Raw genomic sequence first — 25,038 nt, 5'->3', positions numbered from 1 at the left:
AAGTTTTAACAAAAATCGGTAGCCCAAGTGCGATCGCAGTTACGCAGAAACCGGGTTTCTTAAGAAAAATACATCATTTCAGGAAGGAGTTGGACAGCAGAAACCCGATTTCTTTGATGTAGCGTCCGCAAGCCTGGGGCTAAAAAGTTTGGCTCAACAAATCGTCGCTGCTAACCCCGTAACTGCGCTGAGCTCGATCGAGGGCGTCTCTCGTCGGAGTATCAAAAACTCCGCTGATCGAGCCTGTGTAAAAGCCGAGGTCTTGCAGCCGCCTTTGTAATTGCTCAATGCTCGATCGAGAGTTCAAACTACTGCTAATTGGAACAGCAGGAACAGCAGGAACAGCAGGAACAGCTAACCGCCCTGCTAATCCGTTTTGGATCTCCGCCAAAGTTGCCGGAGTGGCAATACCCGTCGCCGGTGACAAATTGCGTTCCTGCTGAAACGACAGCAGTGCAAACTCGGTCTCGGCTCCAAATACTCCGTTCACCGGGCCGGGGTTTTTGCCCAGACTTCTGAGCGAAGACTGAAGTTGTCGGACAGCAGGCCCAGTATCGCCCCGTCGCAGACCAGTGGCGATTTGCGGCACAGGCGCTGCTGCCTGCCTGTTGCCTTGCCGCAAAGCCGATCGAGTGCTGCGATCGACCCTTCCAGTCCCGAACAGCCCGCTATCTCTCTGAAAGCGGATCAAAGCTGCTTGAGTTGGTCGATCGAACCAACCGTGAATCTGGCTCCTGTAATAACCCAATTCTTGCAGCCGCCGCTGCACAAATTCTACTTGTCGGCCTCTGTCGCCCAACTCCAGAAAATCTCCGGAATTAGTCTGTTGGTCATTTTCCTCAGTCAATGAGGTAATTTGAGCTGCCCTCATCTGGGCATCGATAGCAGTCAAAGTAGCAGTGTCCGCGCAACCGTCAGAAACCAGATTATAATCTTGCTGAAAACGAGTCACAGCGTAGAGAGTGCGTTCGCGAAACTTGCCGTCAACGCCGCCTTCAAAATAGCCCAAAGCTTTTAATTGCCGCTGGATCAAGTCTACCGTCGCCCCTGTGTCCCCGAACCGCAGCCCTTTGCAACCGCCATTTCCCGAAATATTCCCTGGAAGCGTAACGGGGGGAACAGGCCGGGTGGAACCAAACAGCAAAGCTAAAGTTTGCCTATCGGCAACTCCCGTCACCCGCAGTCGATTAATTCGCTGGAAGTATCTAACCGCATTTTGAGTAACTTCGCGAAAACTCCCTGTGGGACGCGCGCTGAAGTAGCCTAGCTGCTGCAACCTGCGCTGGAGAGCAGAAACACCTGCACCTGCGTCTCCAAAACGCAGCTCCCGATAATTTGTATAAATAGTATTAAAAGGTCGATCGTCCCTGGCAAAACTGTTGAGGGCTATCACAGTAGCTCGATCGGGCCTACCAGTCAGCGACAGTTGATAGTCTCGCTGAAAGTTAGTCAGCGCTTGTTTAGTAACCGGGCCGAGTTGACCAGTCGAAGATCTGGGAAAATAGCCGAGATCCCGCAACCTGTCTTGAACCGCTCGCACATTCGGATAAACCGGATCTATTTGAGCAAAAGCCGAACCGGCTGCACTCAAAACCGACAGCATCAAAGCCAGAGACAGCAAACGGACGTAAGTCTGACTCGATAGGTTTTGCCACTTGATCTCATCAAAAATTTTCGACTCTGCGGGTGCTTCGCAAACAAGAGCAAGTTCGAGGTAAGCAAGAGATTCCATAATTTTTTAGTGTGAAATTGTGGGTGGGTTGTGTGAGCAAGCTGCCAAAAATGATTTTTGGCACGCTTGGCTTGGATTCTACCAACGCTAAGTTCTACATGAAAAGCGCGAAGCACCCGTTTTTTTTTTTAAATACCGTCAAAAATAATTACAGGTAATAACCAAGATAGCATCGCTGCTTCTAGAGACGCGAGACTCAGCAAAAAAGTTTGCAGGCATAGTCTTAGCCTTTAACGCCAAAAGAGAATAAGTTGTGGGGTAGTGCTGGCTAATATTTTATCTGGCTGCCGCTGAAATTACCACAAGACTTGCGAGCAGGCTGTCATCACCTTAATTTGTGGTCTGGTAAAGAGCCTGAAATCGCAGGTTTTTTGTTAAGAAACGCGGCTTCTTCATGTGGCGATTGCGTCTAGGAAAGTACCGCTGATTAACCAAAAAACTAGCCACTAAAAATCCCCACTTTTGCTAGTTGCAAATAGGGCGGGGATTTCTTGATAAGTTGACTTTGTATTAAAAAATCGACGATCGCTTAAATTAAGCCGAACCGATCGCAAATTACAGCTACTCCCGCTGCAAAAACAGTAATTGCGATGGCTACCAGCGGGTTTTGCCCTCTGCTCACCGCAAAAGAGGTAACGACCCCAGCTCCCAAAGCCGCAGTAACAGCAGCAGTCGCCAAATCTCGATCGGGACGTTTGTCGTACATATTTTTTATTGTTGGTAGCTGTTAAGCTGAAAACTTACATCTTGTAATCCAAGCTACCACTCTTGCCTCTGCGCCAGGGACAACAGCCTGGGTTTTGCAACTAACCTTAAAATTTTGCTAAGTTTCTTAACATACTCTCCTGAATAACATAAGTTAGGATTATGTATTTTCGAGTTTTTCTGTTGAGTTTTAGCTGTTGAAACCTTTTGTCTGCTGGGCTTTTATGTCAAATTCAGGATTTTGCAGGGGCGAGCGCACCAGCAGTGTCAGCGCATCAAACTGCTATCCCAAATATCGTAAATAAATTTAACTTGACTTTTATTTATAAATATGTATCTCGCTATTTGGAACCACAGACAGGCAAAAACCCGGGGTTGGTAAACAACCTGCACACTACGATTGCTTTGCTGCCCTCACAATCAGAGGAGTATATTTTTTGTCTAAGTCCTATTCGCCCTCAACTCTTTCAGTATTGCCACCTTTGACCCAACCTTCGCGATTGCCATCCTCAATCCGAATTCGCTGCCACTCTTTGTCGGGCGACTCTTCCAAAACTACGACTTTTTCCTTGTAACCAACACCGCCAATGCGGTTCGAGTCTCGGCTACCAGTATCCCGGAGAATTAAGCCGATCGGCTGAGTCACCACAGCTCGGTAAGCTCCCGGTTCCAGGGGTTTGGGAGACGGGGCATCGCTAGATGTAGAAACTGGGCTAGCCTGGGCTGTTGACTTGGGCCCAGCGCCGGCAACCTGAACTGCTGTTTTGTCGTTGGGAAAAACAGGTTTTTCGGGTACAGTAGTTAGCTTAGCGGCAAAGTAAAGTGCAGCAGCCACGCTAGCACCTGCCATCAGGACGATCGCGAGCAGAAAACCCACTAAAAATTTGAAAACGCTATATACACTGTTCATAAAACCGCAAATGAAGGAAGAAGGAAGAAGGAAGAAGGAAGAAGGAAGAAGGAAGAAGGAAGAAGGAAGAAGGAAAAGGGAAGAAGGTTGACTGTTGAGTGTTGACTGCTGAATGTTGAGTAAAATCTGGTAACTGCCAACTGACAACTGGTTACTAACTACTGACTACTGACTTCAAAAGCTTAACCTTGAATCCGGCGGCTCAAACTGCCGTATCTAGAAGCAAGGCGAGCTTTCCCCGCAGCGGCCCAATCTTGGAGAAACTGGATTTGTTCTTGAGCCGTTCTGGCTAAGGGCACCATCTGACTAGCTGATTCTAAAATATCATCTGTGGTAAAGTCTCGATTTTGGCTAAACCCAATGTGCATTGCTTCAATCAAAGTTTGCTCGATTTCGGCCCCTGAAAAATCGGGAGTTTCGTAAGCCAAGCGCTCTAAATCGTAATTTTTGATGCTGTGCGATCGCAACCGCAACAAATGTACCTCAAAAATCGCCCGCCGTTCCTCCTGGCTGGGCAAACCGACAAAAAATATTTCGTCAAACCTGCCTTTTCTCAGCATTTCTGGCGGCAAAGACTGGATGTTGTTGGCTGTTGCTACCACAAACACCGGGGAAGTTTTTTCGGCCAACCAAGTAATAAAAGTCCCGAACACCCGGCTGGTTGTCCCGGAATCCCCTTTACCGTCTAATCCCGCAAAAGCTTTGTCAATCTCGTCAATCCACAGCACGCAGGGGGCCAAAGCTTCCGCTAGCTGAATCATTTGCCTGGTGCGGGATTCTGATTCCCCGACTAATCCGGCAAACAAACGCCCGACATCCAAGCGCAGTAAAGGCAAATGCCAGTGGTGGGCGATCGCCTTTGCTGTTAAGGATTTTCCGGTTCCTTGAATTCCGACTAACAACAAACCTCTGGGATGCGGCAAACCGTATTGGCGGGCTCGATCGGTAAAAGCACCGCCGCGCCGCAGCAGCCATTCTTTGAGATTGTCCAAACCGCCGATATCGGAAATATTTTCGCGGGCTGGGTAAAAATCCAGAATTTGAGTTTGGCGAATTGTTTGGCGCTTTTCTTCTAAAATCAGTTCCGCGTCGTCGGGATGGAGTTCGCCTCTGGTGGCGATCGCCTTTGCCAAAACTCGGCGGATTCGTTCGATCGACAGCCCTTGACAGGAGCGCACTGTTTCGTCCAGCAAACGCCCTTCAAGGGCTTGTCCGGTAGCCCCTAACAGCCTTTCTACCTCAATTTTGATTTCCGCCGCCGCAGGCAGGGGAAATTCCAAAACTGTCATCACTTCGCTGAGGTCTTCCGGGATGGAAATTAAAGGAGATACGATGACAATATTTTTGGGGACAGATTTGAGGAGTCTCGCCAAATTCCGCAGCTTGCGGGAAATCGAGACATCTTCCAAAAACCGCTGAAAGTCGCGCAGAATAAAAATTGCCGGCGCGGAAGCGGGCAATTTTTCTAGAAATTCCAAAGCTTGCAGCGGGTTGCGCTTGCCAAAACCGGTATCGTTGGGATTGCCTTGGTAGCCATCAACAAAATCCCAGATGTAGACAGCGCGAGAACCCTGTTTTTTGGCGCATTGGGCGATCGCCGCTTCTACGCGCTCTTCTTCCCGTGTGGGAATGTAAATTAGGGGGTAGCGCGATCGCAGCAGTAGTTCAAACTCGTCGCTAAAAATAGTCATTAGTTATTAGTCAACTGACTAAGGCAATTGCCGTTTAAGTGCTTCCAGAGACGCCCAGCGACTGTCTGAGACTGTTTCTGAGCTTTCTGTATTTGCATCATCAGTTAAAGAAATTCCCGGACATTCAGTATCGCATATCTGTTTGTGCGGCAGTTCCAAACACATTTGCTCGTACACCCAATCGCTCGGAGAGAAATAGCCACCTGGGGACAAATTTTCCACCAAATCTTCTAAAGCAACTTCTATTTCTGCTGAACTTGAATCTGTTTGATTTGCTGTTTCCTCGAGCCAGATTAGTTCCGATGAGTTGAGTACCAAACGATGATTGTATTGTTTCAAGCATCTGTGGCACGTGAGAGTAACTATTGTTTCTGCTTTCGCCTTCACCTCAAGATAATTCCCTTGGTGAGCCACTTGCAGTCGCCCCCGCACCGGAGTAAGAGTTTCTAAATCGGGGATAAATTCTTCAAAATCAATGACCTCTTTCCGCTCAGTTTTTGTGAGTAGATGAGGGATATAAATTGTCTCCATAATCTTTTACCTTCCTACTTCTTGAATTCAAAGGTCAAAAGGAATAGTTAATTTTTAACTTCTTCCTTCTTCCTTCTTCCTTCCTTCTTCCTTCTTTAGCGTCAGCGCAGCCGCACTACCAAACGCCGATCTGGTTCTTGCCCTTGACTGTAAGTTTCTATGTCCTCACATTCGCTCAAAAAGCTGTGGACTTGACGGCGTTCTGCCGAAGACAGCGATTTTATTTCAACTTCAACTCCCGTCGATCGGGCTTGATCTGCTGCGTACTCTGCCATCGAGCGCAATTCCTCTTGGCGGCGGATGCGATAGCCATTTAGTTCAACTGTATAAGGAATTGACTCCTCTACTTCCTGACCTATATTCTGAACCGTGTTACAGAGGTATTGAATGGCATCTATTACATTACCGTTTGGCCCGACTAAGATTGCAACTTGTTCTCGAGTCAGATTGCTTTCATCTATTGTCATCCAATAGCAATCTTTTTGTTGTTCGCATACCACTTTTGAAGGAATTGCGGACAGTTGTAGCAATTCTTCTAACCATGCCTGTCCGCGCTGCATTTGAGAGTCTTTCATTGTTGTTAAAATCAAGCCTTTTTCTTGGCACGCTTTGGCTCAAAGGGAAGGGCATCTAATCCCTGATCTTTTTTTGTTTTCGCCTCTGCTTCGTCTACTATTTTTTGCAGGTTTTCCGGCAGCGGTTCTCGCGACAATATAAACGCTTGAACTGTCTGGAAGATGTTAGCAATCAGCATATACATCAACACGCCGGCGGGCAGCGGGAAGAACAAAAACATCCCTGAAAATATGACTGGCGTCAGTTTGTTAACTGTAGCCTGTTGGGGGTTGTCGTTTGGCCCTTGTGCTTGTCCTGAAAGGGTTTGGTTGATGTACAAACTGATGCCGAAGCCCAGGATCATTACCAAAATATCCCAATGGAGTGTACCGTCTGAGTCGATCGCGCCAACGCGGCCTAGAGCTTCAATAAACAGGAATCCTTTGTTAGTAGCCAATCCGGGGATTGTACCTTGAACTGTCGCTTCACCGGGCGCTAAGGCCGTGATGTTGCCCTGTTCATCTACCTTGACGACTTCTTCGCCTTTGATGACTTTCCAGCCGGGTTCAAAGTCGATTTCGCTCTTATTTTCTGCCGCTAGAGCTTTGAGAGGTTTGCCCTCTGGGGTTTGAAAATTAATCTTGGTTGTTTCGCCGACTGCGAGTTTGTCGCCGCCTGGAATTACGCCCACAACAGGAGCATGAAAAGTACCTGTGACGTAAATATTTTGTGGCGGTGTAGCAAAAGCTTGCGGTTGAACAGTTTCGATTTGTTCTTTGGGCAAAACTTGAACGTTTACGCTGTAATTTATGTCAGAAAACGGCGAACCCCTGAGCGTTGCAAACAGTGCAAACAGCACTGGCATTTGCAGCACCAACGGGAAGCATCCTGCTAGAGGATTACCAAATTCTTTGTATACTTTGCTCATTTCCTCCTGCTGTTTTGCAGGATTTTCTTTATAGAGTTTTTGAATTTGATCTACTCGCTCTTTCATCAATGGCTGCGCTACTTTCATGCGCCGCATATTGCGAAGAGAGCCTGCATTGAGAGGATAAAGAGCAAAGCGAATCACAAGCGTCAGAGCTACGATCGCTAAACCGTAGCTTGGCACGATCCCGTAGAAAAAATCTAGGATCGGGAGCATGAGGTTGTTGGAGAGAAACGAGATACCGAAATCCATTCGCTTTGAGTTAATTTAGGTGCTCTATGTTTGCTGTTGAGAACTATTTTTACCCGCTGAAGGCGAGCCGCCTCAATTTTTAGGGTTTTGTCTCTATCTTAGGACATTGCCCGTCGATCGACCGCCCAGTCTGCGGGTTTGTTGTAATGAGTTTGCCAATACTCGCACTCACTTTACCCTGATTTGAGGGCGAAGCGGTTCGGTTATTTAGCTTGGGCCGCGTTTGCTTTTTGAGCGGCTACGGGCAGTTTTTCGTTAATGTAGTCATACATTGCTCGAAATTTCGGCATAGCTCTGAGTTCCAAGCGGCTGCCATTTTTCATGGTGAGCACCATGTCTCCGTAAGTCCCGAAACCGCGAGGTACTGTGACGATTTTGACTATATCTGAGTAGATAACGTCTGTACGATCGCCCCCCATCCAACCGCTAGTTACGGACACTCGGCGGCTCGTGATCCGATACCGCAGCCACAGAGCCCGGACAATTCCTCCTACTGCTAGGGGGATTCCGACGACTGTCAGCCCCAGGAGTAAATTGAGGATCAAGTCTCCCGGCGCGGGGCCGCCTTCATAATATACTTCCTCTCGAATTCCCATCTAGTACCTCGGCTTCTACCAACAACTGCTCTAATTCTTGCAGAATTTCTGCATAATTGCACTCTTGTGCGATCGGACGCACGACAATTACTAAATCCCACCCGAACCTTAATCGGGGCAATAGCTGTCGCAAAGCTGCCCGAATCTGACGCTTAATCCGGTTGCGGACTACAGCGCGTTTGCTGACTTTCAGGCTGATGGAAATGCCTGTGCGAGTTGGCTGCAAGGATTTTTCGGCTGTCGGTTTGGCAAATTCGGCGCTTTTTGGTTTACGCAGAGCTCTTAAGCTGAAATGGGCCGAGTTACGGCGCATTCCCTTGCGGTATACGGCGCTGAAGTCTTTTCGGTGCTTAAGTCGGTTTGTCTCGGGCAACATGGCGTAGGGCGATCGTTGAGGCCTCTCAACCTTGATGCAGTGCTAGACTGCGAGGCGGTGGCGACCTTTGCTGCGGCGAGCTTTGATTACCAATCGACCGGTTGCGGTACGCATTCTGGCGCGAAAACCGGATGTTCTTTTTCTTTTGCGGCTGGTTCCGTGCAGGGTTTGCTGTGTCATTTTGATTTCTCCCGGCTTGTTACTTTACTTTTGATTAATATTCACAATCTTCTAGTATACCATAGACTTGTTTTGTTGGCAATAAAATTTTTCCGATTTGAATTGATCGCCACTCATCACAAAGCAACAACCCGTTTTCGAGCTGGTGGACGAGATTTAGGTTTTGTTTTCACTACCAGATACCTAACTTTTTAAGATGATATTGCAAGGGCGATCGCCCTTAACCGAAACAAATAAAATCCCCGACTGCTCAAACTTCTCAAACTGCTCCAAGAAGTCAGGGTTTTCTCCTGTTAGTCGCCCTTACCCCAAACAAATCAAATGCCCGACTTGTAAATTCATCCGTGTATCCGTGTATCCGTGTTCTTCCCTTATTTCAGTTCAACATTTACCGTAACAGACATCCTCGGTGCAATTCGCGATTCATAGCCTTTAAAGCTTTCGGCATCAAATATAACTTTGACAGGAATCCGTTGCACGACTTTGGTAAAATAGCCCTAGCATTATCGGGAGGCTATAAGGAGAATTGAGCGCGAGAAGCAGGGGAGAAACTATCGAGACCACCCTCAAAATTACGGTCAGTAAAAGCATCTAATTTGATTTCTACTTTTTAGCCGGGTTTCATATTTGCCAGTTGCTTTTCTTTGAAGTTGGCAATTACCCACAAATCATTACTGACGATCGCTATTAACGGAGTTCCCGGCTGCACCCGCTGCCCGACTTCAACGGATTTGTGGGCGATTTGTCCGGCGGCTGCGGTGATATTCGTGCAGGAAAGTAGCACTGCTTTTTTTAAGAATGCGTAGTATTTTACGGTTAGTTGTAATGTAGTGGAGGTAGATGCTGCTGGCTTTACTAAAAAGATTGATTTGTCGGTTTAGGAAAGATTGACGCTCGCCCCATCGATCAGTGGGCAAAAGAGTTCTCGATCGCCCTCTGAAATCCCCTCGACAGCTCGATCTCGGATTTCAGCTACCAGCGGGGGCAATACGTCTTGCAGTTCCCTGCCGGAGTGTGTCAGCCAAATGCGCCAAATGCGGCCATCGCGCGTGTCTCTCTCTCGGCGGACTAGGCCTCTTTCTTCCATGCGATCGATCGCGCCTGTCAGCGTCCCGCCTACCTGTTGCAGTTTGTCGCCAATGCTGGAAGTCGGCAAACCGTCTTCTGGCCACAAGCAGCACAGTACCAGCCAGTGAAAAGCGGTCAGCCCAAAGGGTGCAAGTCGGTTTTTTGGCGATCGAATGCTACGCTAAAACCGGGAATCCGCCTTCTGCCGGATATGTTAACAATTCTTATTGTTCTTAAACTAGAAAGAGTAAATCTAGTTTGCAATCAGAATTTATGTTGCTTCCACCCGACCAACGCACCAAGTTAGACGACACCGACGACAATTTGTTCTATTCCGCTCCCCGGTTTGTGACTCACGTAGACGATGGATTCATTGAGCAACTCACCGGATTATATCGAGAACGGCTGAAACCGAATACTCGGATTTTTGATATGATGAGCAGTTGGGTTTCTCACTTGCCCGACGAGATGCAATTTTCCCATGTCGAAGGGCACGGCATGAATGAAGAGGAGTTGGCAAAAAATCGCAGGCTGAATCATTATTTCGTGCAAAATTTGAACGCAAATCCCAAATTGCCACTGCCGGATGCAGAATTTGACGCGGTTGTCAACTGCGTTTCGGTACAGTATTTGCAGCACCCAGATGCGGTTTTTGCGGAGATTCACCGGATTTTGAAGCCGGGGGGCGTAGCAATTATGAGTTTTTCCAACCGGATGTTTTATCAAAAGGCGATCGCGGCTTGGCGGGAAGGTTCCGAGGGCGATCGGGTAGAATTAGTCAAGGGTTACTTTGATTCTGTCAAAGGAGCGAATATACCCGGATTTAGCAAGCCGGAAGTAATTGTTCGCAAGCCTAACTTGCCGAGTTTTATGCAAATGCTGCGAATAGCAAGCGGCGACCCGTTTTATGCGGTAGTTGCTTACCGTCAAAGTTAGGATTTTTTGGCAGTAAGGACTTTAGGACTTTAGGTGGAGATTGAAAGCACTAAAGTCCTTACTATAAACTGATCGAAAGCTACGCTCTTTAGGTTAGGATAGATTCAATATTGGCTCCTAAAATATGGAAAACTAACTTTTGCAGCGCATCACACTCGATCCAAATATCTGTCACGGAAAACCCTGTAGGCGGGGTCTCCGATATCTAGTAGAGTGGATTCTTGAATTACTCAGTTCTGGTATGAATTATAAAGAAATTATAGATGACTATGACGATTTAGAACATGAGGATATTCTAGCTGCTTTGCTATTTGCCGCGCGGCTGACTCAAGTGAAAAGCATATACTTAGTATTGTAGTTCATCAGTAATCATAAAGTAGGGTAACACCTTGATATGAAAGCATATCAGCAAATAGCAATCGACGAATGTGGCGAACCTTTAGTCCCTATTCCACCCGAACATTTTGCCTTTGAAATTCCACACCCTTATCAAAAGTTGGGTGCTCCCTATCACAACAGCAAAGCAGATTCACCTTACTATTTGCGACAAGGAGTGGTAGATAGTTTAATCGCCGCTAAAACTGAGCTACAGCAAAATTATCAAAATTGGAAAATTCTGATATTTGACGCTTATCGACCCGTGGAAGTCCAGCAATTTATGGTGGATTATACTTTCAATCAAATTGCCCTAGCTCAAGGCTGCGAATTTCCGGTTTCCGAAGACAAACGCCAAGTAATTATAGAACACGTATATCAATTTTGGGCAGTACCGAGCCTCGATCGCGCGACGCCTCCCCCTCACAGTACAGGTGCAGCTTTAGATATAACTTTAGTGGACGAAAATAATCGGCAAATTAATATGGGTTCTCCGATTGATGAAATATCAGAACGTTCTTATCCCGATTATTTTGGTAATAGAGAGCGCGAACCAGAACAGCAATATCACCGTCACAGGCAAATCTTAAAAAATGTGATGATAGCTGCGGGTTTTCAGCAGCATCCTAACGAATGGTGGCATTTTTCTCTGGGGGATCAGATGTGGGCTTGGTTGACAAATCAAAACAATAGTGGTAGTCAATTTATCGCCCGATACGGTCGCTATTAAAACGGTACGCAATTAAATCTGGACTGGCGCACTCGCAACCTTGAGAAACCGCGTTTATTGACAAAAAACCTCAGCTTTTAGGTGCTTTATTCGGCAAAAAACCAAGTTTCTGACACTCTATGCGTCCCGGACTATAAAAGCTCGATCGGCATAAATCATTTGTATCATAAGACACGACAACTATTGCCAGCGGGGTAGCGGTGCTTTAAAATCAACAAGAGCGAACAAGTGCAGGCAACTCAAGCCAGCACCGCAAACCCTAAAGGATAACTCAGAGTTCACCCAATGAAAGCACTCATCCTCTCTGGCGGCAAAGGAACACGCTTGCGTCCCCTCACCTATACGGGTGCTAAGCAGTTGGTTCCTGTAGCAAATAAGCCGATACTGTGGTACGGAATTGAAGGAATTGTGGCGGCTGGGATTACGGATATTGGGATTATTATTAGTCCTGAAACCGGAGAAGAGGTGAAGACGAAAACAGGAGATGGATCTCGCTTCGGTGCAAAAATTACTTATATCTTGCAAGAAAAGCCGGCGGGACTCGCTCACGCGGTGAAAATTGCCAGACCGTTTTTGGGCGATTCTCCGTTTATTATGTATTTGGGAGATAACTTAATTGAAAATCAGCTAGATCCGTTTTTAGAGATTTTTAACCAGCAAAAACTAGACGCTCTGATTTTGCTGCGTCCCGTTCCCAATCCCTCTTCTTTCGGTGTGGCAAAAGTTGATGAGAAAGGAAGAGTTTTGGAGTTAGTAGAAAAACCCCAAGTCCCGCCATCGAATTTAGCACTGGTGGGGATTTACTTTTTTGCTCCTACTATTCACGAGGCGATCGATCAAATTCAACCCTCGCCCCGTGGCGAACTCGAAATTACCGATGCCATTCAACAGCTCATCAATCAGGAAAAACACGTAGAAGCCTGCAATTTAGAAGGTTGGTGGCTGGATACGGGGAAAAAAGACGATTTGCTGAGTGCAAACCAAATCATTTTAGATAGCCGTATCGTAGCTTCAACTGAATTAAAAGTAGACGCCAAAAGTCAAATTATCGGGCGAGTGCAAATAGGGGAAGGAACGGAGGTCATTAATTCTACAATTCGCGGGCCAGTGGTAATTGGGGAAAATTGCCGCATTGAAAATTGCTTTATCGGGCCTTACAGCAGTATTGCCGATCGCGTGACCATGATTGATGCTGATATCGAACACAGTGTAATATTGCAAGGGGCGAAAATACTTGGCATTCACCAACGAATTGTTGACAGCGTGATCGGGCAGCGAGCTCAACTAACCATTGCGCCGGCTCGTCCAAAAGCTCTGCGGTTTCTGATTGGTGATGACAGTCAAATTGAGTTAGCTTAAATTGAGATATTGCCAATATTGGAAGCAATAATCCTGATTTAACAAGAGATGAATTTTCTTGTGGGGTGGGCATCCTGCCCGCCCTTGAACAGGCATCTTGCCTGTGCACAATTACTTACAATTATTCACACAGCAAAGATGGCTGTTCACCATTAGTTACAATGAGTGAAACAGCAAATATGCCTGTTCCATAATAAGTCAGAGTAAGTTATTTAAAGGAGAGGAAAGTTTGCATTACGAAGAAATACCAACTCAAAAGATAATAGATAGATTGCGGCAAACTTTGGAGCCGCGAATTGGTATTGCTGAGCCGCCGTTATTGGGAACCGAAAATAGTGCGATCGCCAGAGATGAAGATGACGAAGACATCGCCCTTTTAAAGACAGGTTTCGACATTTATAACATCCCCATTACCTCTTACCAAAGACGGCTGGGTTCCGCAGTAATTGCAGTTAGAAAAATAGTCCGAAAATTGCTCAGACCCGTACTCGAACGACAAGTAATTTACAATTTTGCCAATACCCGCGTCGTTCAAACATTGAGCATTCAATTGCAAAAACTGCAAGAAAATCAACAAACTCTAGAGAAAAAAATTCAATCCGAATTCAGCAGCGCATCTCCCGAAGTTACAGCACAGCTTGAGACTCAACAAAATGCGATCGCAGCTTTTCAGTCTGAAATAGAGCAAATTAAAGCAGTGCAGCAGCAACATACTGCTATTTTAGAGAAGCTTACCGCTCAATTGCTCGATCGACAACAATAAAGCATCAAAGATGACCACACTGCCCATATGCTCGTTAATTATAGTCAACTATAACGGTCTGCGCCACACGAAAGATTGCTTAAAATCTCTACAAAAACTTGCGTATCCCGAACAGCAACTAGATTTAATTGTAATTGATAATTGTTCTCAAGACGATTCCGTTACTTCCCTGCGCGAACTATTTCCAAAAGTTCGGATTTTTGTCAACTCCGCCAACAATTTTGCTAAAGCCCTCAACCTCGGCATCAGCGAAGCAAAAGGGCAATATATCGCCTTTCTAAATAACGATGCTACCCTTGACAGTCACTGGTTAGAGATTCTTGTAAAACGGCTAGAAACTAATAAAGAAGTAGGTGCGACTAGCGGCAAATTGCTGTTTAAAGACGGGCGAATTAACAGCGCTGGCATTCAGCAATTACCTAATTTTTATTGGCGAGATGTCGGTTTTGGCGAAAAAGATTCGGGACAGTACGATACAGAACGGGAAGTCGAAGGGCTTTGTTGGGCGGCGGTCCTTTTTCGCAGGGAATGTCTCGAAGATGTGGGGCCGATAGATGAAGATTTTGTGATGTATTTTGAGGATGTAGAGTTTGCCAAACGCTGCCACAAACGCGGTTGGAAAATGCTTTATACTCCGGCAGCAATCGCCCATCACGAATATCGTGGTTCGAGTAAAGGAAGCAAACTTACCGAGTATTTCTGCAACCGAAATCGGTTTTTGTATTTGGCAAAACATGAACCGTTGCAGTTAGTCAAAGGAATTCATACTTCTGATTTTTTTACTAACAAGCAGTACGATTTGCTGTTCGAGAGTTTATTTGTAGCGATTAAAAAGCTGCTTGATTATCAGAAACCAGAAATCATTGAAACTGTATTGCCACAGTTGTCGGAAAAGTTGGCGGTGATTTACAGTCGGATGAAGATCGATCGCATTTTATCTCGATTGCAGGTGGTTCGGGGCGATCGCAAAATGTCGATCGCCATTTACGATCACGGACTGCATTTTATTGGTGGCGGTCAAAAATACGTCGCTACCATCGCCTCGCTGCTACAAAATGAATTTGACATTACTTTTATCGCCAACAAACCAGTTGCTGTTTCCGACTTAGAATCGTGGTACGGACTCAACCTTTCAGGATGCAAAATTAAAATTCTTCCCTTGGCGTTTTACGAGAAACGCGGAATGCAGTGCATCGATTCCAGCATCATCGTGGAAGATATGGAAAATCCCTTTGATGAAATTGCCAGAGAAAGCAAAAACTACGATATTTTTATCAACGCGAACCAACTGGAAAAAGTCAAACCACTGTCACCGATATCAGTATTTTTCTGCCACTTTCCCAATACCTTCCGCAACTGCCACTTTGCTGTCGATGATTACACTTTTATTATTGCCAACAGTCACTTTACTGTTAAGTGGTTGGAGAAACGCTGGAACCTACAGCCAACTTTTCTGCTTTATCCGCCCGTGGACATGGCAACAGTTAAAGTGCCGAAAGAAAAAATAATTTTGGCTGTGGGACAGTTTGAAGCTGGGGGCACAAAAAAGCAAATTGAACTAATTAAAGCTTTCCGCAGTTTGTTAGGAGATTATCCCGAACAATTTCAAGGATGGCGGCTCATTTTAGCCGGAAGTAGCATTCCGAAAAATCCTTATTTAAAGACGGTTCAGAATTTATTGAAGCAAGATTCAAGGGCGATCGAGCTAAAAGTCAATGCTGACTTTGATGAGGTAAAATCGCTTTATGCTAGAGCGAGCATATTTTGGCACGGCTGCGGTTTGGGTGAAGTCAATCCTCAAAGATTTGAGCATTTCGGGATGGCGACTGTGGAAGCAATGCAAAACAGTTGTGCTCCGATTGTTTTCAACGGCGGCGGCCAACCGGAAATTGTCGAACATGGGCGATCGGGCTTTTTGTTCAATACCGTTGAGGAACTGTGCCAGCATTCACATCAACTAATTGTTAATCCCGATTTGCTAGCAGAATTTCAAGCTGGTGCACAGCAACGCAGTCAGAACTTTAGACGCGCACGTTTCGATAAAAAAGTCAAGAGTTTTTTTGAGATTCTTCACCAAGAGTATGCTACAATTCGGCTGCCAAATCCTGCCGATATAGCTCAAATGCTCGATCGAACTTAAAGGCTAATTAAATAGTCCACCAGGGCTTAAAACCCCTAGCCAAAAGCTAAAGTCCTCTTGCATAGGACTAATATCAAAGTCGATTTTATTACCGTTTTCTTCAGTCCCCCTCTGCTGGGACTTTGTATGTGTAGTTGCGACTTCCAGTCGCCGGATATCTAAAATCATGTCTAATTCACTGTTAATCAATTTGTCCTTCTTAACTCCTGAACCAACGGGAATCGGAACTTATGCAGCTAATCTTTTCCCGCAACTGCAACAGCTAGAACCCACATTACTTGTTTCCCAGCAAATTGAAAATTATACTTGCTATCAAATCCCCGACACTCTAACACCGAATCGCGGCCCGAAAGGACAAATTAACAGGCTGCTGTGGACTCAGTTTGAGTTACCAAAAATTTACCAAAAATTGCAGTCCACCCTGATGTTTTCCCCAATTCCCGAAGCACCTTTGTATTCTGGCTGCCGCTACATCGTCACAGTTCACGATTTAATTCCTTTGCGATTTCCCCGACGGTTTTCTCGTTTAACAGCTTATTTCCGCTACTACATACCGCAGGTTTTGCGACAAGCAGAACACATTATTTGCGATTCTCAAGCAACGGCGGCAGATGTTGCTAACTTTTTCCAGATTCCGCTTCATAAAATGACCGCCATTCCCCTAGCTTGCGATAATATTAATTATAGATATCTCGACTTGCCCGCCAAAAATTATTTTCTTTATACCGGCAGACACGATCCTTACAAAAACTTGGAAAGATTGATTGCTGCATTTGCGAGTTTGCCCGCTCGCGCAAATTACGAATTGTGGCTAGCTGGGCCTCCCAATGCCTACACACCGCAGTTGACAGCACAAGTTGAACAATTAGGTTTACAATCTTTGGTAAAGTTTCTCGGTTACGTTCCCTATTCTCAATTGCCCGTACTGATGAATCAGGCGATCGCCCTAGTTTTCCCTACACTTTGGGAAGGATTCGGCTTACCAATTTTAGAAGCAATGGCTTGCGGCACACCCGTCATCACATCGAACCTGTCATCGATGCCAGAAGTAGCCGGAGATGCCGCATTATTAGTCAATCCTTACAGCGTCGGAGAAATAGCCGAAGCCATGCAAACAGTAGCCACAGATTCAAAAGTGCGATCGAACTTAAAAACTGCGAGTTTAGCCAGATCCTCTCAATTTAGCTGGCACAAAACCGGAAAAGCAACCGCCAACATCTTACAGCAATATCTTTAAATCTTCCCTCTCTTCCTTTCTCCTCTCTGCGTCCTCTGCGCCCTCTGCGGTAAAAAAAAATCCCACCAAAAAACCGCAATCTACATATTATCCCATGCCCAATTGCCAATCTAACTTACTAATCAACCTCTCCTTCCTAATTTCCAAACCAACCGGCTTAGCCATCTACGCCAAAAACCTATTTCCCCACCTAAAATCCCTCAATCCAACATTACTAACACCCGAAAAATTCCCCAATAACAACTGCTACCAAATCCCCGCCAATCTAACACCCGAACAAGGAACCAAAGGACACATCAACCGATTGTTGTGGACACAAACCAAACTTCCCAAAATTTACAAACAGCTAAAATCTAACCTGTTATTTTCCCCAATTCCCGAAGCTCCTTTATTTGCAGGTTGCCGCTATATAATTACAGTACATGACTTGATAGCGCTGCGATTTCCCCGTCGCTTCGATCCTCTGACACCTTATCACCGCTACTACATTCCCCAAGTGCTGCGGCAGGCTCAACACGTCATTTGCGACTCAGAATCAACAGCACAAGATATCGCTAATTTTTGCAAGATTTCTACTAATTTAATTACGCCAATTTTTCCCGGATATGATACCAGTTTTTTCCGTTTTTTAGACTTACCAACAAGCAATTATTTTCTTTATATCGGCCGCCACAATCCTTATAAAAACGTGCAGCGAGTTGTAGCAGCCTTTGCTGCTTTGCAGCAGAATTCCGAGTACGAATTGTGGATAGCAGGTTCGGAAGACAAACGCTATACGCCGCTGCTGAAGGCGCAGGTTCAAGAATTGGGATTGGTCGATCGAGTAAAATTCTTAGATTACCTCCCCGCAGCCGACTTGCCCAAAGTCATCAACCAAGCGATCGCGCTGGTTTTCCCCAGTCTTTGGGAAGGATTCGGCCTCCCCGTGCTCGAAGCAATGGGCTGTGGCACTCCTGTCATCACCTCTAACCTGTCTTCAATGCCCGAAGTGGCGGGGGGTGCAGCATTATTAGTCAATCCCTACAGCGTCGAGGAAATTGCCTCTGCTATGCAAGAGCTTGCAGTCGATGCCACAGTTCGATCGCACTTGCGGGAGCTCGGTTTAGCCAGAGCAAAACAATTTAGCTGGGAAAAAACAGGGCTGCAAACTGCTGCTATTCTCGATCGATATCTTTAACGAAGGAAGAAGGAAGAGGGAAGAAGGAAGAGGGAAGAGGGAAGAAGGAAGAAGGAAGAGGGAAGAGGGAAGAGGGAAGAAGTCAGTAGGTAGATTAATGCCCCATGCCCCATGCCCAATTCCCAATTCCCCCTCCCCCTGACAGCCTGAGTGAGGGACTGTAGCCCCTTTTACTTATTGATACCCAACTGATCGCCGCGCTTGTACTGCTGATAAGCCGCAAAAAACAGCCCCGCCAGAGTAACAAAGATTAGACCCAGAACAATACCTGAAAGTAGCGGTTCTACCATGAGAGCTCCTTAACGTTAAGATTTAACAACCTATTTTTAATATTACCAGCACTTATACAGATGAATTTTCCCAAAAGCAGCCTTCCGTGGGTCTCAGAGCTTGCTCTCCCCGCTGCGAACGATTAAGCTATGTTATGAGAAATAAATTTTCTTGTAGATACTATTTTTAATTGAACTCCTTTGAATAACCAACTTGCCAGGAATGAAATTAAAAACCCGATCGAGCGACTTGCCATATTTGCGCTAGCGGTGTTGGTTGCCATCATGTTGGCGAGTATGACAATTCGTCAGTTTCAAGTCGCCGATCCTTACGTCAAAAGCGTACTATCCCTGACGGGCAACCCGTTTCAGGGTTCCGCCATCTTTCAAATGAACTGTGCGGGGTGTCACACATCGGTTTCAGACAGTCAAGTCGGACCCAACTTGCACGGAGTGTCCGAGCGCAAATCCGAATTCGATTTGATCCGCCAAGTCACCAGCGGGCAAACCCCACCAATGCCCCAGTTTCAGCCGAGTCCGCAAGAAATGGCAGACTTGCTAAAGTATCTCGAACAAATTTGACCAAAGAAGGGGAACGGAATTCGTTCCCCTTCTTTGGCAGAGCCTCTAAACATGGGTTTAGAGGCTCTGCTTTCGGGTAGTCCCTCTCTGCTGGGACGACTGGCAAGTGTATGCTCGGTTGCAAATGCCGAGTTTGATCTGCCGACTAAACCAACAAGCTAAAACTCTGAGCTGATAACTGGCTCGGCTGCACGCCCGTCACTATAGCCAAAATCTGGTCGCTGTTAGCAAGCCCGATCGCCGTCGAGCCATTAGTTTCGGTCAATAACAGTTGATTGAAGTCCAAGCCTCCCACCAACTCGATCGAATCCACTCCTTCGGTGAAGTTGAAAATGGTGTCAATTCCTCCGCTCGCTGACAAGACAAAGCCATTGCTGCCAATGCCGCCGACGAGGGTATCGCTGCCAATGCCACCAAAGAGCAAGTTATCGCCGGTGTCACCAAAGAGCAAATCATCGCCGCTGCCGCCAATTAAGGTATTGTTACCCTCGCCGCCGCAGAGAGTGTCATTGCCTTGATCGCCAATTAGCACGTCATCGCCAGCGCCTCCCAAAATTACGTCATCGGCTTTGCCGCCGTACAATACGTCATTGCCTTCGTCACCAGAGAGAGAGTCGTTGCCACGATTGCCATAAATCGTATCGTTACCGCGATCTCCAAAAATCAGGTCAAACCCTTTGCCACCGTAGAGAGTATCGCTATCGATGCCTCCGTAGACAGTATCGTTGGCAATATTGCCATTGATGTAGTCGCCGCCCCCTCGACCAAAGATCAAATCGTTGCCGCCCAACCCTAAGATAGAGTCATTGCCGACACTACCCACGATCGTATCGTCGCCGTTAGGGCCGTTGATCACATTACCCGCTGAAGAAGTGCCGGGATCATTGGGAGTAGCGATCCTGGGGAAGTTCTCAGGGCAAACCAAATCTGTCGGTACAGCAGGCGTCGGCGTCGGTGCAGCAGGCGTCGGCGTCGGCGTCGGTGCAGCAGGCGTCGGCGTCGGTGCAGCAGGCGTCGGCGTCGGCGTCGGTGCAGCAGGCGTCGGTGTCGGCGTCGGTGCAGCAGGCGTCGGCGTCGGCGTCGGTGCAGCAGGCGTCGGCGTCGGCGGTTCAGGTGGCCGTGGCGGCGTCGGCGGTTCAGGTGGAGGCGTCGGCGTCGGCGTCGGCGCTGGGAAGTTCCCGAAGTTGATGCCGGTGACAATAGCGCCTGAAGTTAGGGCGATGTCGGCCGGTTGGGGCGTGCTTTGGGTAAACCCAGGTTGGTTGACTTCCCTGACGCGGTAGGTTCCCGGGGTTAGGTTCGCGAACAGGTAGTTGCCACTGTTGTCTGTGGTAGTAGTAACAGGAGCAGGAGCAGTTCCAGCTACGACATTGGTTAACTGAATTTGGAAATTGGGTAAACCCGGTTCTCCAGCATCCTGAGTGCCATTGTTGTTGGTGTCTTGGAACTTCAGACCTCGGATCGCGCCTGGTTGTGGCAAGAAGTTGCCGAAGTCAATGCCGGTGATGTTATTTGGGGGATTAACAGTAACGGGGGCGGGGTTGGGGGTCGTCTGCGTCCAGCCGTTTTGCTGGACTTCCCTTACCTGGTAAGTACCTGCGGGTATATCTCGGAGAGTGTAGTTGCCCGCTGCATCAGTGATGGTAGTTGGTTCGCCCTGCTGAAACAATCCATCCGGATTGATACTGTCGAGGAATATTTGCCAGTTAGCTAGCCCCAATTCTCCGGCATCCTTAACGCCGTTGTTGTTGAGGTCATTGAATTTTTGACCGCTGATTGTGCTCGACTGGAAGTTGCCGAAGTTGATATTAGTGATGTCTTGACCGCTGGTGACAGTGATGTCGGCGGGGTCGGGGGTAGTTTGCGTCCAAGTAGGCTGCAAGACTTCCCGCACCTTGTAGGTTCCTGCTGACAAATCGAGGAATTTGTAGTTGCCTGCGGGATCGGTGTCAGTGTTCGCTTCTCCCGTGTCGAGAGTGCCGTTGTTGTTGGTATCGAGGAAGAATTTCCAATTGGGAAGTCCTAGTTCCCCGGTATCTTGTACCCCGTTGTTGTTGAGGTCATTGAACTTCCGACCACTAATCGAGTTGGGCTTGAAGTTGCCGAAGTTGTTGTTTTGGGAGTTTGTACCGCTGGTGACGGCGATCGTAAACGCGCCTGAAAGGGTAGGCGTGGCTGGGTTGACGGGGGGTACAGTTTGCGTCCAGCCAGTTTGTGGCACTTCCCGCACTGTATAAGTGCCGGCTGTAAGGTCGTCGATCTCATACTGACCCGTAGCATCCGTGATTTCGCTTTCTTCATCAGCATCGAAGGTGCCGTTATTGTTGGCATCCACGTAGATTCTCCAGCCTCCTAGGGGTTGTTCTGCTGGCGCATCTTGGATGCCATTTTTGTTGAGATCGTTAAATTTAATCCCGCTGATTTTGCCCAACTGGAAGTTGCCAAAGTCTTGAGCCGTAATGTTTGTGCCACTGACCGGGTTAATTGTATAAAAAGCCGGGCCGGCGGTTTGTGAGAAACCAGTCGGTACGTCTTGTCTCACAAAGTGCCGACCGGAGCCGACGTTGGCAAAGCTATACGTCCCAGCAGCCGCTGGCGCTGTTCCGGTACCTTGAAAGGCGATTTCCGCGTCACCGCTATCTAAAGTGCTGTTATTGTTAGTATCTTTGAACAAGCGAACGATAGTAGTAACGGGGGAGGGCGTATCGTCGGCAGAGAAGCCGTTGCCTGTGAGGTCAGTGAATTTGGTGCCGCTAACGGTGATGTTTTGGAAAACGCCGAAGTTTTGACCGGTGACGGGAGTACCGCTTTGGGCACTAACTAGAATTGGGGTAGCGGGGAAAGAAATACTGGAGTTGGCTGGGGCAGTGGCTTGTATCAGGTAATTCCCGGGGCCGATATTTGAGAATAGGTAATCTCCGGCTCCCGCACTCGTTACCGGCGCGCCCACAACCGTATCTGTGCCGACTTCTAGCGTGCCGTTGAGGTTGGTGTCTTTGTATAAAGTGACCGTGACGCCGTTGAAGGTGGGGTCGGTGGAAATGTCTAAGACGGCGTTGCCGGCGACATCGGTGTAGGTTTTGCCCGCGATCGATGTCAGTTGGAAGTTGCCAAAGTCTCGGCCCGTAGCAGCGTCAGCAACACCTGTGCTGTAGGGAGTTGCGCCTGTAGCGGGGAGAGTTTGCTGCCAACCAGTTACTGCCACTTCCTTAATCGGGCTGTTAGTCTTCGTGTCGAGGAGGGTGTATGTACCTCCTGTGGCGACGGTAGCCTGCTCTTCAGTGGGGTCCGGCGCATTGTTGTTGTTGTCGTCTACATAAATAACAAAGTTTTGCGCTGGAGTTGTGGCGGTGGCATCAGTCCCGTCTTTAACGCCATTGCCATTGAGGTCATTGAATTTCTGACCAGTAATTGTGGGGCCGTACTCATAAGCGCCGATATCAACAGCGCCGTTGACGGTACGGGCAAAGGGAATGTTAAATTCAGTGCCACGTTGGTCAGTAGTAAGAGCCGCACCAGTTATTGCGTTGAGGGCGGTGGCTGCGTTGCCGAGATTGATGACAGGATTGCCAGGACTATTAATTAAGTTGTGGGTTGGGACGATGCCACCGAAATTCTTGCCTAGTGCGCCCAGCCAAGGGGGGAGGGTTCCCGGCGTACCACCTGTAGTAACGTTGTTAGCACCTGCGGTGATGGTGTTAATTTCGGGGGTGACTCCGCCAGAGTTGCTAATGACGATTGTGTTGTTGACGTTAGCTATCCCAGAGTTGAATACGCCGCCGCCATTGTCGCTGGCAGTGTTGAGGGCAATGGTAGTGTTCGTCAAATTAGCCGTAGCACCTGTGTTGACAAAAATCGCGCCACCTAAGCCCTGACCAGCAATACCGTTGCCCCCAGCGGCACCACCTGTCACTTTATTTGCGCTAAAGGTGCTGTTGCTCACCTTTAAGGTGCTGCCTGTATTGAGGAAAATAGCACCTCCTAAACCAGCGCCACCGCCACCGCCAGTAGTACCACCGGCACCAGCACCGCCACCGCCACCAGCACCACCAGTGCTTCCAGCACCACCGCCACCACCAAAGCCACCAGCACCACCGACACCAACAGTACCAGCGATACCAGGAACAGTACCAGTACCAGCAGCACCACCAAGGCCACCAGGGCCGCCACCGCCACCGACACCGCCAGCACCACCAGCACCGCCAACACCACCATTACCACCGTTACCAGTGCCAGTCCCATTCTGGCCAGCACCACCAGTGCCACCACCACCACCGCCGCCACCGAAGGCTCCAGCACCGCCAGTACCACCAGCACTACCATTGCCTCCAGGACCATTGGTTGCACCACCAGTACCGCCAATGCCACCAGTACCACCAGTACCACCAGGGAAGCCAGTACCACCAGCCAGAGCAGTACCACCAATACCACCGGCACCATCGGGTGTACCACCAATACCACCGGCACCAGCAGCACCCGGGGTACTACCTACGCTACCGGTGCTTAAGTCGCTGTTGCCACCTGCACCACCGCTCCCGAGCGCACCTGCACCACCTGTTGCTGTATTGCTAGCAAAGGTAACGCTGTCAATATTGACAGTACCCTTGTTGATAAAAAGTGCGCCACCTAAGCCAGCGCCGCCACCACCACCAAGAGTTCCCGGTTTGCCAATTGCTACTCCATTTTGAAGTGTGAGGTTAGATAAGGTGACTGTGGCAGTGGTGTCAACGAAAAATAGTCGGCTATTACCACCGCCGTCGATCGTAATTCCAGTTGTAGTGCTGCCAACAAAGTTAACAGGGTTACTAATTACAGGCAGAACTTGTCCGGGACTGAAGGTGATAGGACCAGTGATGTTGATATCATCAGCATCCGGCAGGACATTAGCAAAAAGGATGGCGTTGTTCAGACTGGTAAAGTCGGTAGCGGTAAAGGTTGCTAACACGCCACTGTAAGCTTCCCTCGCCTCCGCAGAAAATGCCAAAGGTGTTTGAATGTTGCCCGTAGTTACTTCGAGTTCCCAGTCTCCACCCAACGCAGCATTCCCAGTCAAGTTATCGGAAGCGGCAATATTTGCTCCCGTGAGCTGGCTCAGCCTTTCCACGAAAGCCACACCTGCTTCTGTGGCGGCGACGTTGCAACCGTAAAGCAGAATTTCGGGTTTAGCTGTAATTGGAGAGTTAGAGTTTGCCTCAGTTGTTGGCAAAGCAAACCATGTTTCTAAATAATTGCGGTAGCTTTCAATGTTGCTGAGATTTAGTTCTATTGCTCCCAGTTGCAAGCTGGCTGCTGCGCCGTGAGACAAAATGTGGACGGCTGCAATGTTTTGCCGCTGTTTAAGTGTTTCGGCGATTTGCTCGATGCCGTCGCGATCGGCTTTCAGAATAACAATTTCTGTATCGAGATTGACCGTTTCTGTTAAACTTTCGCAATCTTTAACTTGTGAATCTGCAAAAACTATCTGGTGTTTCGGTTCTTTATAGAGTTCCACGTTTAAATTCTCCTGGTACACGCACACATCAAATTCATATCACAAACCAACCGCAGCAGCGATCGATCTTTTTCCGGTGCGGATGAGAGTCGATCGCCCCTAACTTTCACCTCACCTAACTTTCACCTAAATTGAATATTGACAAAAACGTTTTTTTATGCTCCCATAGCCTAACTGAGTTAGTTTGATGGTTGAGAAGTTTTAAAGGGGGATATTGTTCCGGCTGTTACCAAAAATGTTGAAGAAAACTTGCGCGCTGTTTTATGATGTACCAGAGATGGATAAAGTACCAGATTTTATAAAAGTTGTCAATCAAATAATTTACCGATGGCGATCGATATTTGTGAGTCAAGAGTTATCAATCACGGTTATTAGCTGTAATACCAATTTAATATGAAGCTGCATAGAATAAAGCTTCCAGAATGAAAGTGTAAGAAGATAGTGAACTGATTTCT

At 47.6% G+C, this 25,038-nt stretch carries 23 protein-coding genes; 9 read left to right on the top strand and 14 right to left on the bottom strand.

The features are described from left to right. Positions 1 to 139 precede the first annotated feature (139 nt). The 12 genes from QUA62_RS07575 to QUA62_RS07520 all read right to left on the bottom strand — a co-directional run bounded on the left by QUA62_RS07575 (position 140) and on the right by QUA62_RS07520 (position 9,630). Positions 140 to 1,732: a peptidoglycan-binding protein gene (locus QUA62_RS07575; protein ID WP_333403306.1), complete on the bottom strand. Its 1,593-nt coding sequence runs from the start codon at positions 1,730 to 1,732 to the stop codon at positions 140 to 142. Between the two features lie 529 nt (positions 1,733 to 2,261). Then, the gene (locus QUA62_RS07570) at positions 2,262 to 2,438 is read right to left on the bottom strand and encodes a hypothetical protein (RefSeq protein WP_006632312.1); all 177 of its coding nucleotides are present in this window, start codon (positions 2,436 to 2,438) and stop codon (positions 2,262 to 2,264) included. Positions 2,439 to 2,885: 447 nt separating this feature from the next. Next, the gene (locus QUA62_RS07565) at positions 2,886 to 3,347 is read right to left on the bottom strand and encodes an SH3 domain-containing protein (RefSeq protein WP_190656764.1); all 462 of its coding nucleotides are present in this window, start codon (positions 3,345 to 3,347) and stop codon (positions 2,886 to 2,888) included. 182 nt (positions 3,348 to 3,529) lie between these two features. After that, positions 3,530 to 5,038: an AAA family ATPase gene (locus QUA62_RS07560; RefSeq protein ID WP_333403305.1), complete on the bottom strand. Its 1,509-nt coding sequence runs from the start codon at positions 5,036 to 5,038 to the stop codon at positions 3,530 to 3,532. An 18-nt stretch (positions 5,039 to 5,056) separates the two neighbouring features. Beyond that, positions 5,057 to 5,569 carry a YceD family protein gene (locus tag QUA62_RS07555; RefSeq protein WP_190656766.1) on the bottom strand — a complete coding sequence of 171 codons (513 nt, stop codon included), beginning with the start codon at positions 5,567 to 5,569 and terminating at the stop codon, positions 5,057 to 5,059. A gap of 101 nt (positions 5,570 to 5,670) precedes the next feature. Continuing rightward, positions 5,671 to 6,144 carry a R3H domain-containing nucleic acid-binding protein gene (locus QUA62_RS07550; protein ID WP_333067524.1) on the bottom strand — a complete coding sequence of 158 codons (474 nt, stop codon included), beginning with the start codon at positions 6,142 to 6,144 and terminating at the stop codon, positions 5,671 to 5,673. 11 nt (positions 6,145 to 6,155) lie between these two features. Continuing rightward, complete coding sequence (gene yidC, locus QUA62_RS07545) at positions 6,156 to 7,304, bottom strand: membrane protein insertase YidC (RefSeq protein ID WP_333403304.1); 1,149 nt, start codon at positions 7,302 to 7,304, stop codon at positions 6,156 to 6,158. Positions 7,305 to 7,507: 203 nt separating this feature from the next. After that, entirely contained in the window at positions 7,508 to 7,900 is a 393-nt protein-coding gene (locus tag QUA62_RS07540; protein WP_333283022.1) for a PH domain-containing protein, read from the bottom strand. Beyond that, the gene (rnpA, locus tag QUA62_RS07535) at positions 7,872 to 8,276 is read right to left on the bottom strand and encodes a ribonuclease P protein component (protein ID WP_006632319.1); all 405 of its coding nucleotides are present in this window, start codon (positions 8,274 to 8,276) and stop codon (positions 7,872 to 7,874) included. Before rnpA ends, QUA62_RS07540 begins: the two co-directional genes overlap by 29 nt. Positions 8,277 to 8,318: 42 nt before the next feature. Then, positions 8,319 to 8,456, bottom strand: coding sequence for a 50S ribosomal protein L34 (gene rpmH, locus QUA62_RS07530; protein ID WP_006632320.1), 138 nt, complete (start codon positions 8,454 to 8,456; stop codon positions 8,319 to 8,321). Between the two features lie 610 nt (positions 8,457 to 9,066). Next, the gene (locus tag QUA62_RS07525) at positions 9,067 to 9,240 is read right to left on the bottom strand and encodes an HlyD family efflux transporter periplasmic adaptor subunit (RefSeq protein ID WP_333403303.1); all 174 of its coding nucleotides are present in this window, start codon (positions 9,238 to 9,240) and stop codon (positions 9,067 to 9,069) included. Between the two features lie 93 nt (positions 9,241 to 9,333). Next, complete coding sequence (locus tag QUA62_RS07520) at positions 9,334 to 9,630, bottom strand: MarR family winged helix-turn-helix transcriptional regulator (protein WP_445301645.1); 297 nt, start codon at positions 9,628 to 9,630, stop codon at positions 9,334 to 9,336. 167 nt (positions 9,631 to 9,797) lie between these two features. Here QUA62_RS07520 and QUA62_RS07515 point away from each other — a divergent pair, with 167 nt between their 5' ends. From QUA62_RS07515 to QUA62_RS07480, 8 genes are all read left to right on the top strand, one after another. Then, positions 9,798 to 10,460: a class I SAM-dependent methyltransferase gene (locus QUA62_RS07515; RefSeq protein ID WP_333403302.1), complete on the top strand. Its 663-nt coding sequence runs from the start codon at positions 9,798 to 9,800 to the stop codon at positions 10,458 to 10,460. Positions 10,461 to 10,599: 139 nt separating this feature from the next. Then, entirely contained in the window at positions 10,600 to 10,818 is a 219-nt protein-coding gene (locus tag QUA62_RS07510) for a DUF433 domain-containing protein (RefSeq protein ID WP_333403301.1), read from the top strand. Between the two features lie 36 nt (positions 10,819 to 10,854). After that, positions 10,855 to 11,565 (top strand): M15 family metallopeptidase, encoded by a 711-nt coding sequence (locus tag QUA62_RS07505; RefSeq protein WP_333403300.1) that lies wholly within the window; start codon positions 10,855 to 10,857, stop codon positions 11,563 to 11,565. Positions 11,566 to 11,850: 285 nt separating this feature from the next. Continuing rightward, complete coding sequence (locus QUA62_RS07500; protein ID WP_333403299.1) at positions 11,851 to 12,924, top strand: glucose-1-phosphate thymidylyltransferase; 1,074 nt, start codon at positions 11,851 to 11,853, stop codon at positions 12,922 to 12,924. 229 nt (positions 12,925 to 13,153) lie between these two features. Then, complete coding sequence (locus QUA62_RS07495) at positions 13,154 to 13,687, top strand: hypothetical protein (protein ID WP_333403298.1); 534 nt, start codon at positions 13,154 to 13,156, stop codon at positions 13,685 to 13,687. Positions 13,688 to 13,697: 10 nt separating this feature from the next. Then, positions 13,698 to 15,827 carry a glycosyltransferase gene (locus QUA62_RS07490; protein WP_333403297.1) on the top strand — a complete coding sequence of 710 codons (2,130 nt, stop codon included), beginning with the start codon at positions 13,698 to 13,700 and terminating at the stop codon, positions 15,825 to 15,827. 166 nt (positions 15,828 to 15,993) lie between these two features. Then, positions 15,994 to 17,064, top strand: coding sequence for a glycosyltransferase family 1 protein (locus tag QUA62_RS07485; RefSeq protein WP_333403296.1), 1,071 nt, complete (start codon positions 15,994 to 15,996; stop codon positions 17,062 to 17,064). A 94-nt stretch (positions 17,065 to 17,158) separates the two neighbouring features. Then, entirely contained in the window at positions 17,159 to 18,241 is a 1,083-nt protein-coding gene (locus QUA62_RS07480; RefSeq protein ID WP_333403295.1) for a glycosyltransferase family 1 protein, read from the top strand. 170 nt (positions 18,242 to 18,411) lie between these two features. Here QUA62_RS07480 and petG read toward each other — a convergent pair whose 3' ends face one another. Then, positions 18,412 to 18,531 (bottom strand): cytochrome b6-f complex subunit V, encoded by a 120-nt coding sequence (gene petG / locus QUA62_RS07475; RefSeq protein ID WP_006632329.1) that lies wholly within the window; start codon positions 18,529 to 18,531, stop codon positions 18,412 to 18,414. 180 nt (positions 18,532 to 18,711) lie between these two features. Here petG and QUA62_RS07470 point away from each other — a divergent pair, with 180 nt between their 5' ends. After that, a complete protein-coding gene (locus tag QUA62_RS07470; protein ID WP_333403294.1) occupies positions 18,712 to 19,092 on the top strand; it encodes a c-type cytochrome in 381 nt (126 codons plus the stop codon). A 145-nt stretch (positions 19,093 to 19,237) separates the two neighbouring features. Here the strand turns inward: QUA62_RS07470 and QUA62_RS07465 are convergent, their stop codons facing one another. After that, a complete protein-coding gene (locus QUA62_RS07465; RefSeq protein WP_333403293.1) occupies positions 19,238 to 24,583 on the bottom strand; it encodes a DUF4347 domain-containing protein in 5,346 nt (1,781 codons plus the stop codon). Between the last annotated feature and the right edge of the window lie 455 nt (positions 24,584 to 25,038).

Source organism: Microcoleus sp. MON1_C1, from assembly GCF_036701945.1.
In the GTDB taxonomy this organism is placed as follows: Bacteria; Cyanobacteriota; Cyanobacteriia; order Cyanobacteriales; family Microcoleaceae; genus Microcoleus.
The sequence above is the reverse complement of the archived record's forward strand: the minus strand, read 5'-3'. Positions and strand labels throughout refer to the sequence as shown.

Excerpts from the sequence above, each read along its gene's own strand:
- QUA62_RS07575 (WP_333403306.1), bottom strand. The coding sequence starts at position 1,732 with ATGGAATCTCTTGCTTACCTCGAACTTGCTCTTGTTTGCGAAGCACCC.
- QUA62_RS07570 (WP_006632312.1), bottom strand. The coding sequence starts at position 2,438 with ATGTACGACAAACGTCCCGATCGAGATTTGGCGACTGCTGCTGTTACT.
- QUA62_RS07565 (WP_190656764.1), bottom strand. The coding sequence starts at position 3,347 with ATGAACAGTGTATATAGCGTTTTCAAATTTTTAGTGGGTTTTCTGCTC.
- QUA62_RS07560 (WP_333403305.1), bottom strand. The coding sequence starts at position 5,038 with ATGACTATTTTTAGCGACGAGTTTGAACTACTGCTGCGATCGCGCTAC.
- QUA62_RS07555 (WP_190656766.1), bottom strand. The coding sequence starts at position 5,569 with ATGGAGACAATTTATATCCCTCATCTACTCACAAAAACTGAGCGGAAA.
- QUA62_RS07550 (WP_333067524.1), bottom strand. The coding sequence starts at position 6,144 with ATGAAAGACTCTCAAATGCAGCGCGGACAGGCATGGTTAGAAGAATTG.
- yidC (WP_333403304.1), bottom strand. The coding sequence starts at position 7,304 with ATGGATTTCGGTATCTCGTTTCTCTCCAACAACCTCATGCTCCCGATC.
- QUA62_RS07540 (WP_333283022.1), bottom strand. The coding sequence starts at position 7,900 with ATGGGAATTCGAGAGGAAGTATATTATGAAGGCGGCCCCGCGCCGGGA.
- rnpA (WP_006632319.1), bottom strand. The coding sequence starts at position 8,276 with ATGTTGCCCGAGACAAACCGACTTAAGCACCGAAAAGACTTCAGCGCC.
- rpmH (WP_006632320.1), bottom strand. The coding sequence starts at position 8,456 with ATGACACAGCAAACCCTGCACGGAACCAGCCGCAAAAGAAAAAGAACA.
- QUA62_RS07515 (WP_333403302.1), top strand. The coding sequence starts at position 9,798 with ATGTTGCTTCCACCCGACCAACGCACCAAGTTAGACGACACCGACGAC.
- QUA62_RS07505 (WP_333403300.1), top strand. The coding sequence starts at position 10,855 with ATGAAAGCATATCAGCAAATAGCAATCGACGAATGTGGCGAACCTTTA.
- QUA62_RS07500 (WP_333403299.1), top strand. The coding sequence starts at position 11,851 with ATGAAAGCACTCATCCTCTCTGGCGGCAAAGGAACACGCTTGCGTCCC.
- QUA62_RS07490 (WP_333403297.1), top strand. The coding sequence starts at position 13,698 with ATGACCACACTGCCCATATGCTCGTTAATTATAGTCAACTATAACGGT.
- QUA62_RS07485 (WP_333403296.1), top strand. The coding sequence starts at position 15,994 with ATGTCTAATTCACTGTTAATCAATTTGTCCTTCTTAACTCCTGAACCA.
- QUA62_RS07480 (WP_333403295.1), top strand. The coding sequence starts at position 17,159 with ATGCCCAATTGCCAATCTAACTTACTAATCAACCTCTCCTTCCTAATT.
- petG (WP_006632329.1), bottom strand. The coding sequence starts at position 18,531 with ATGGTAGAACCGCTACTTTCAGGTATTGTTCTGGGTCTAATCTTTGTT.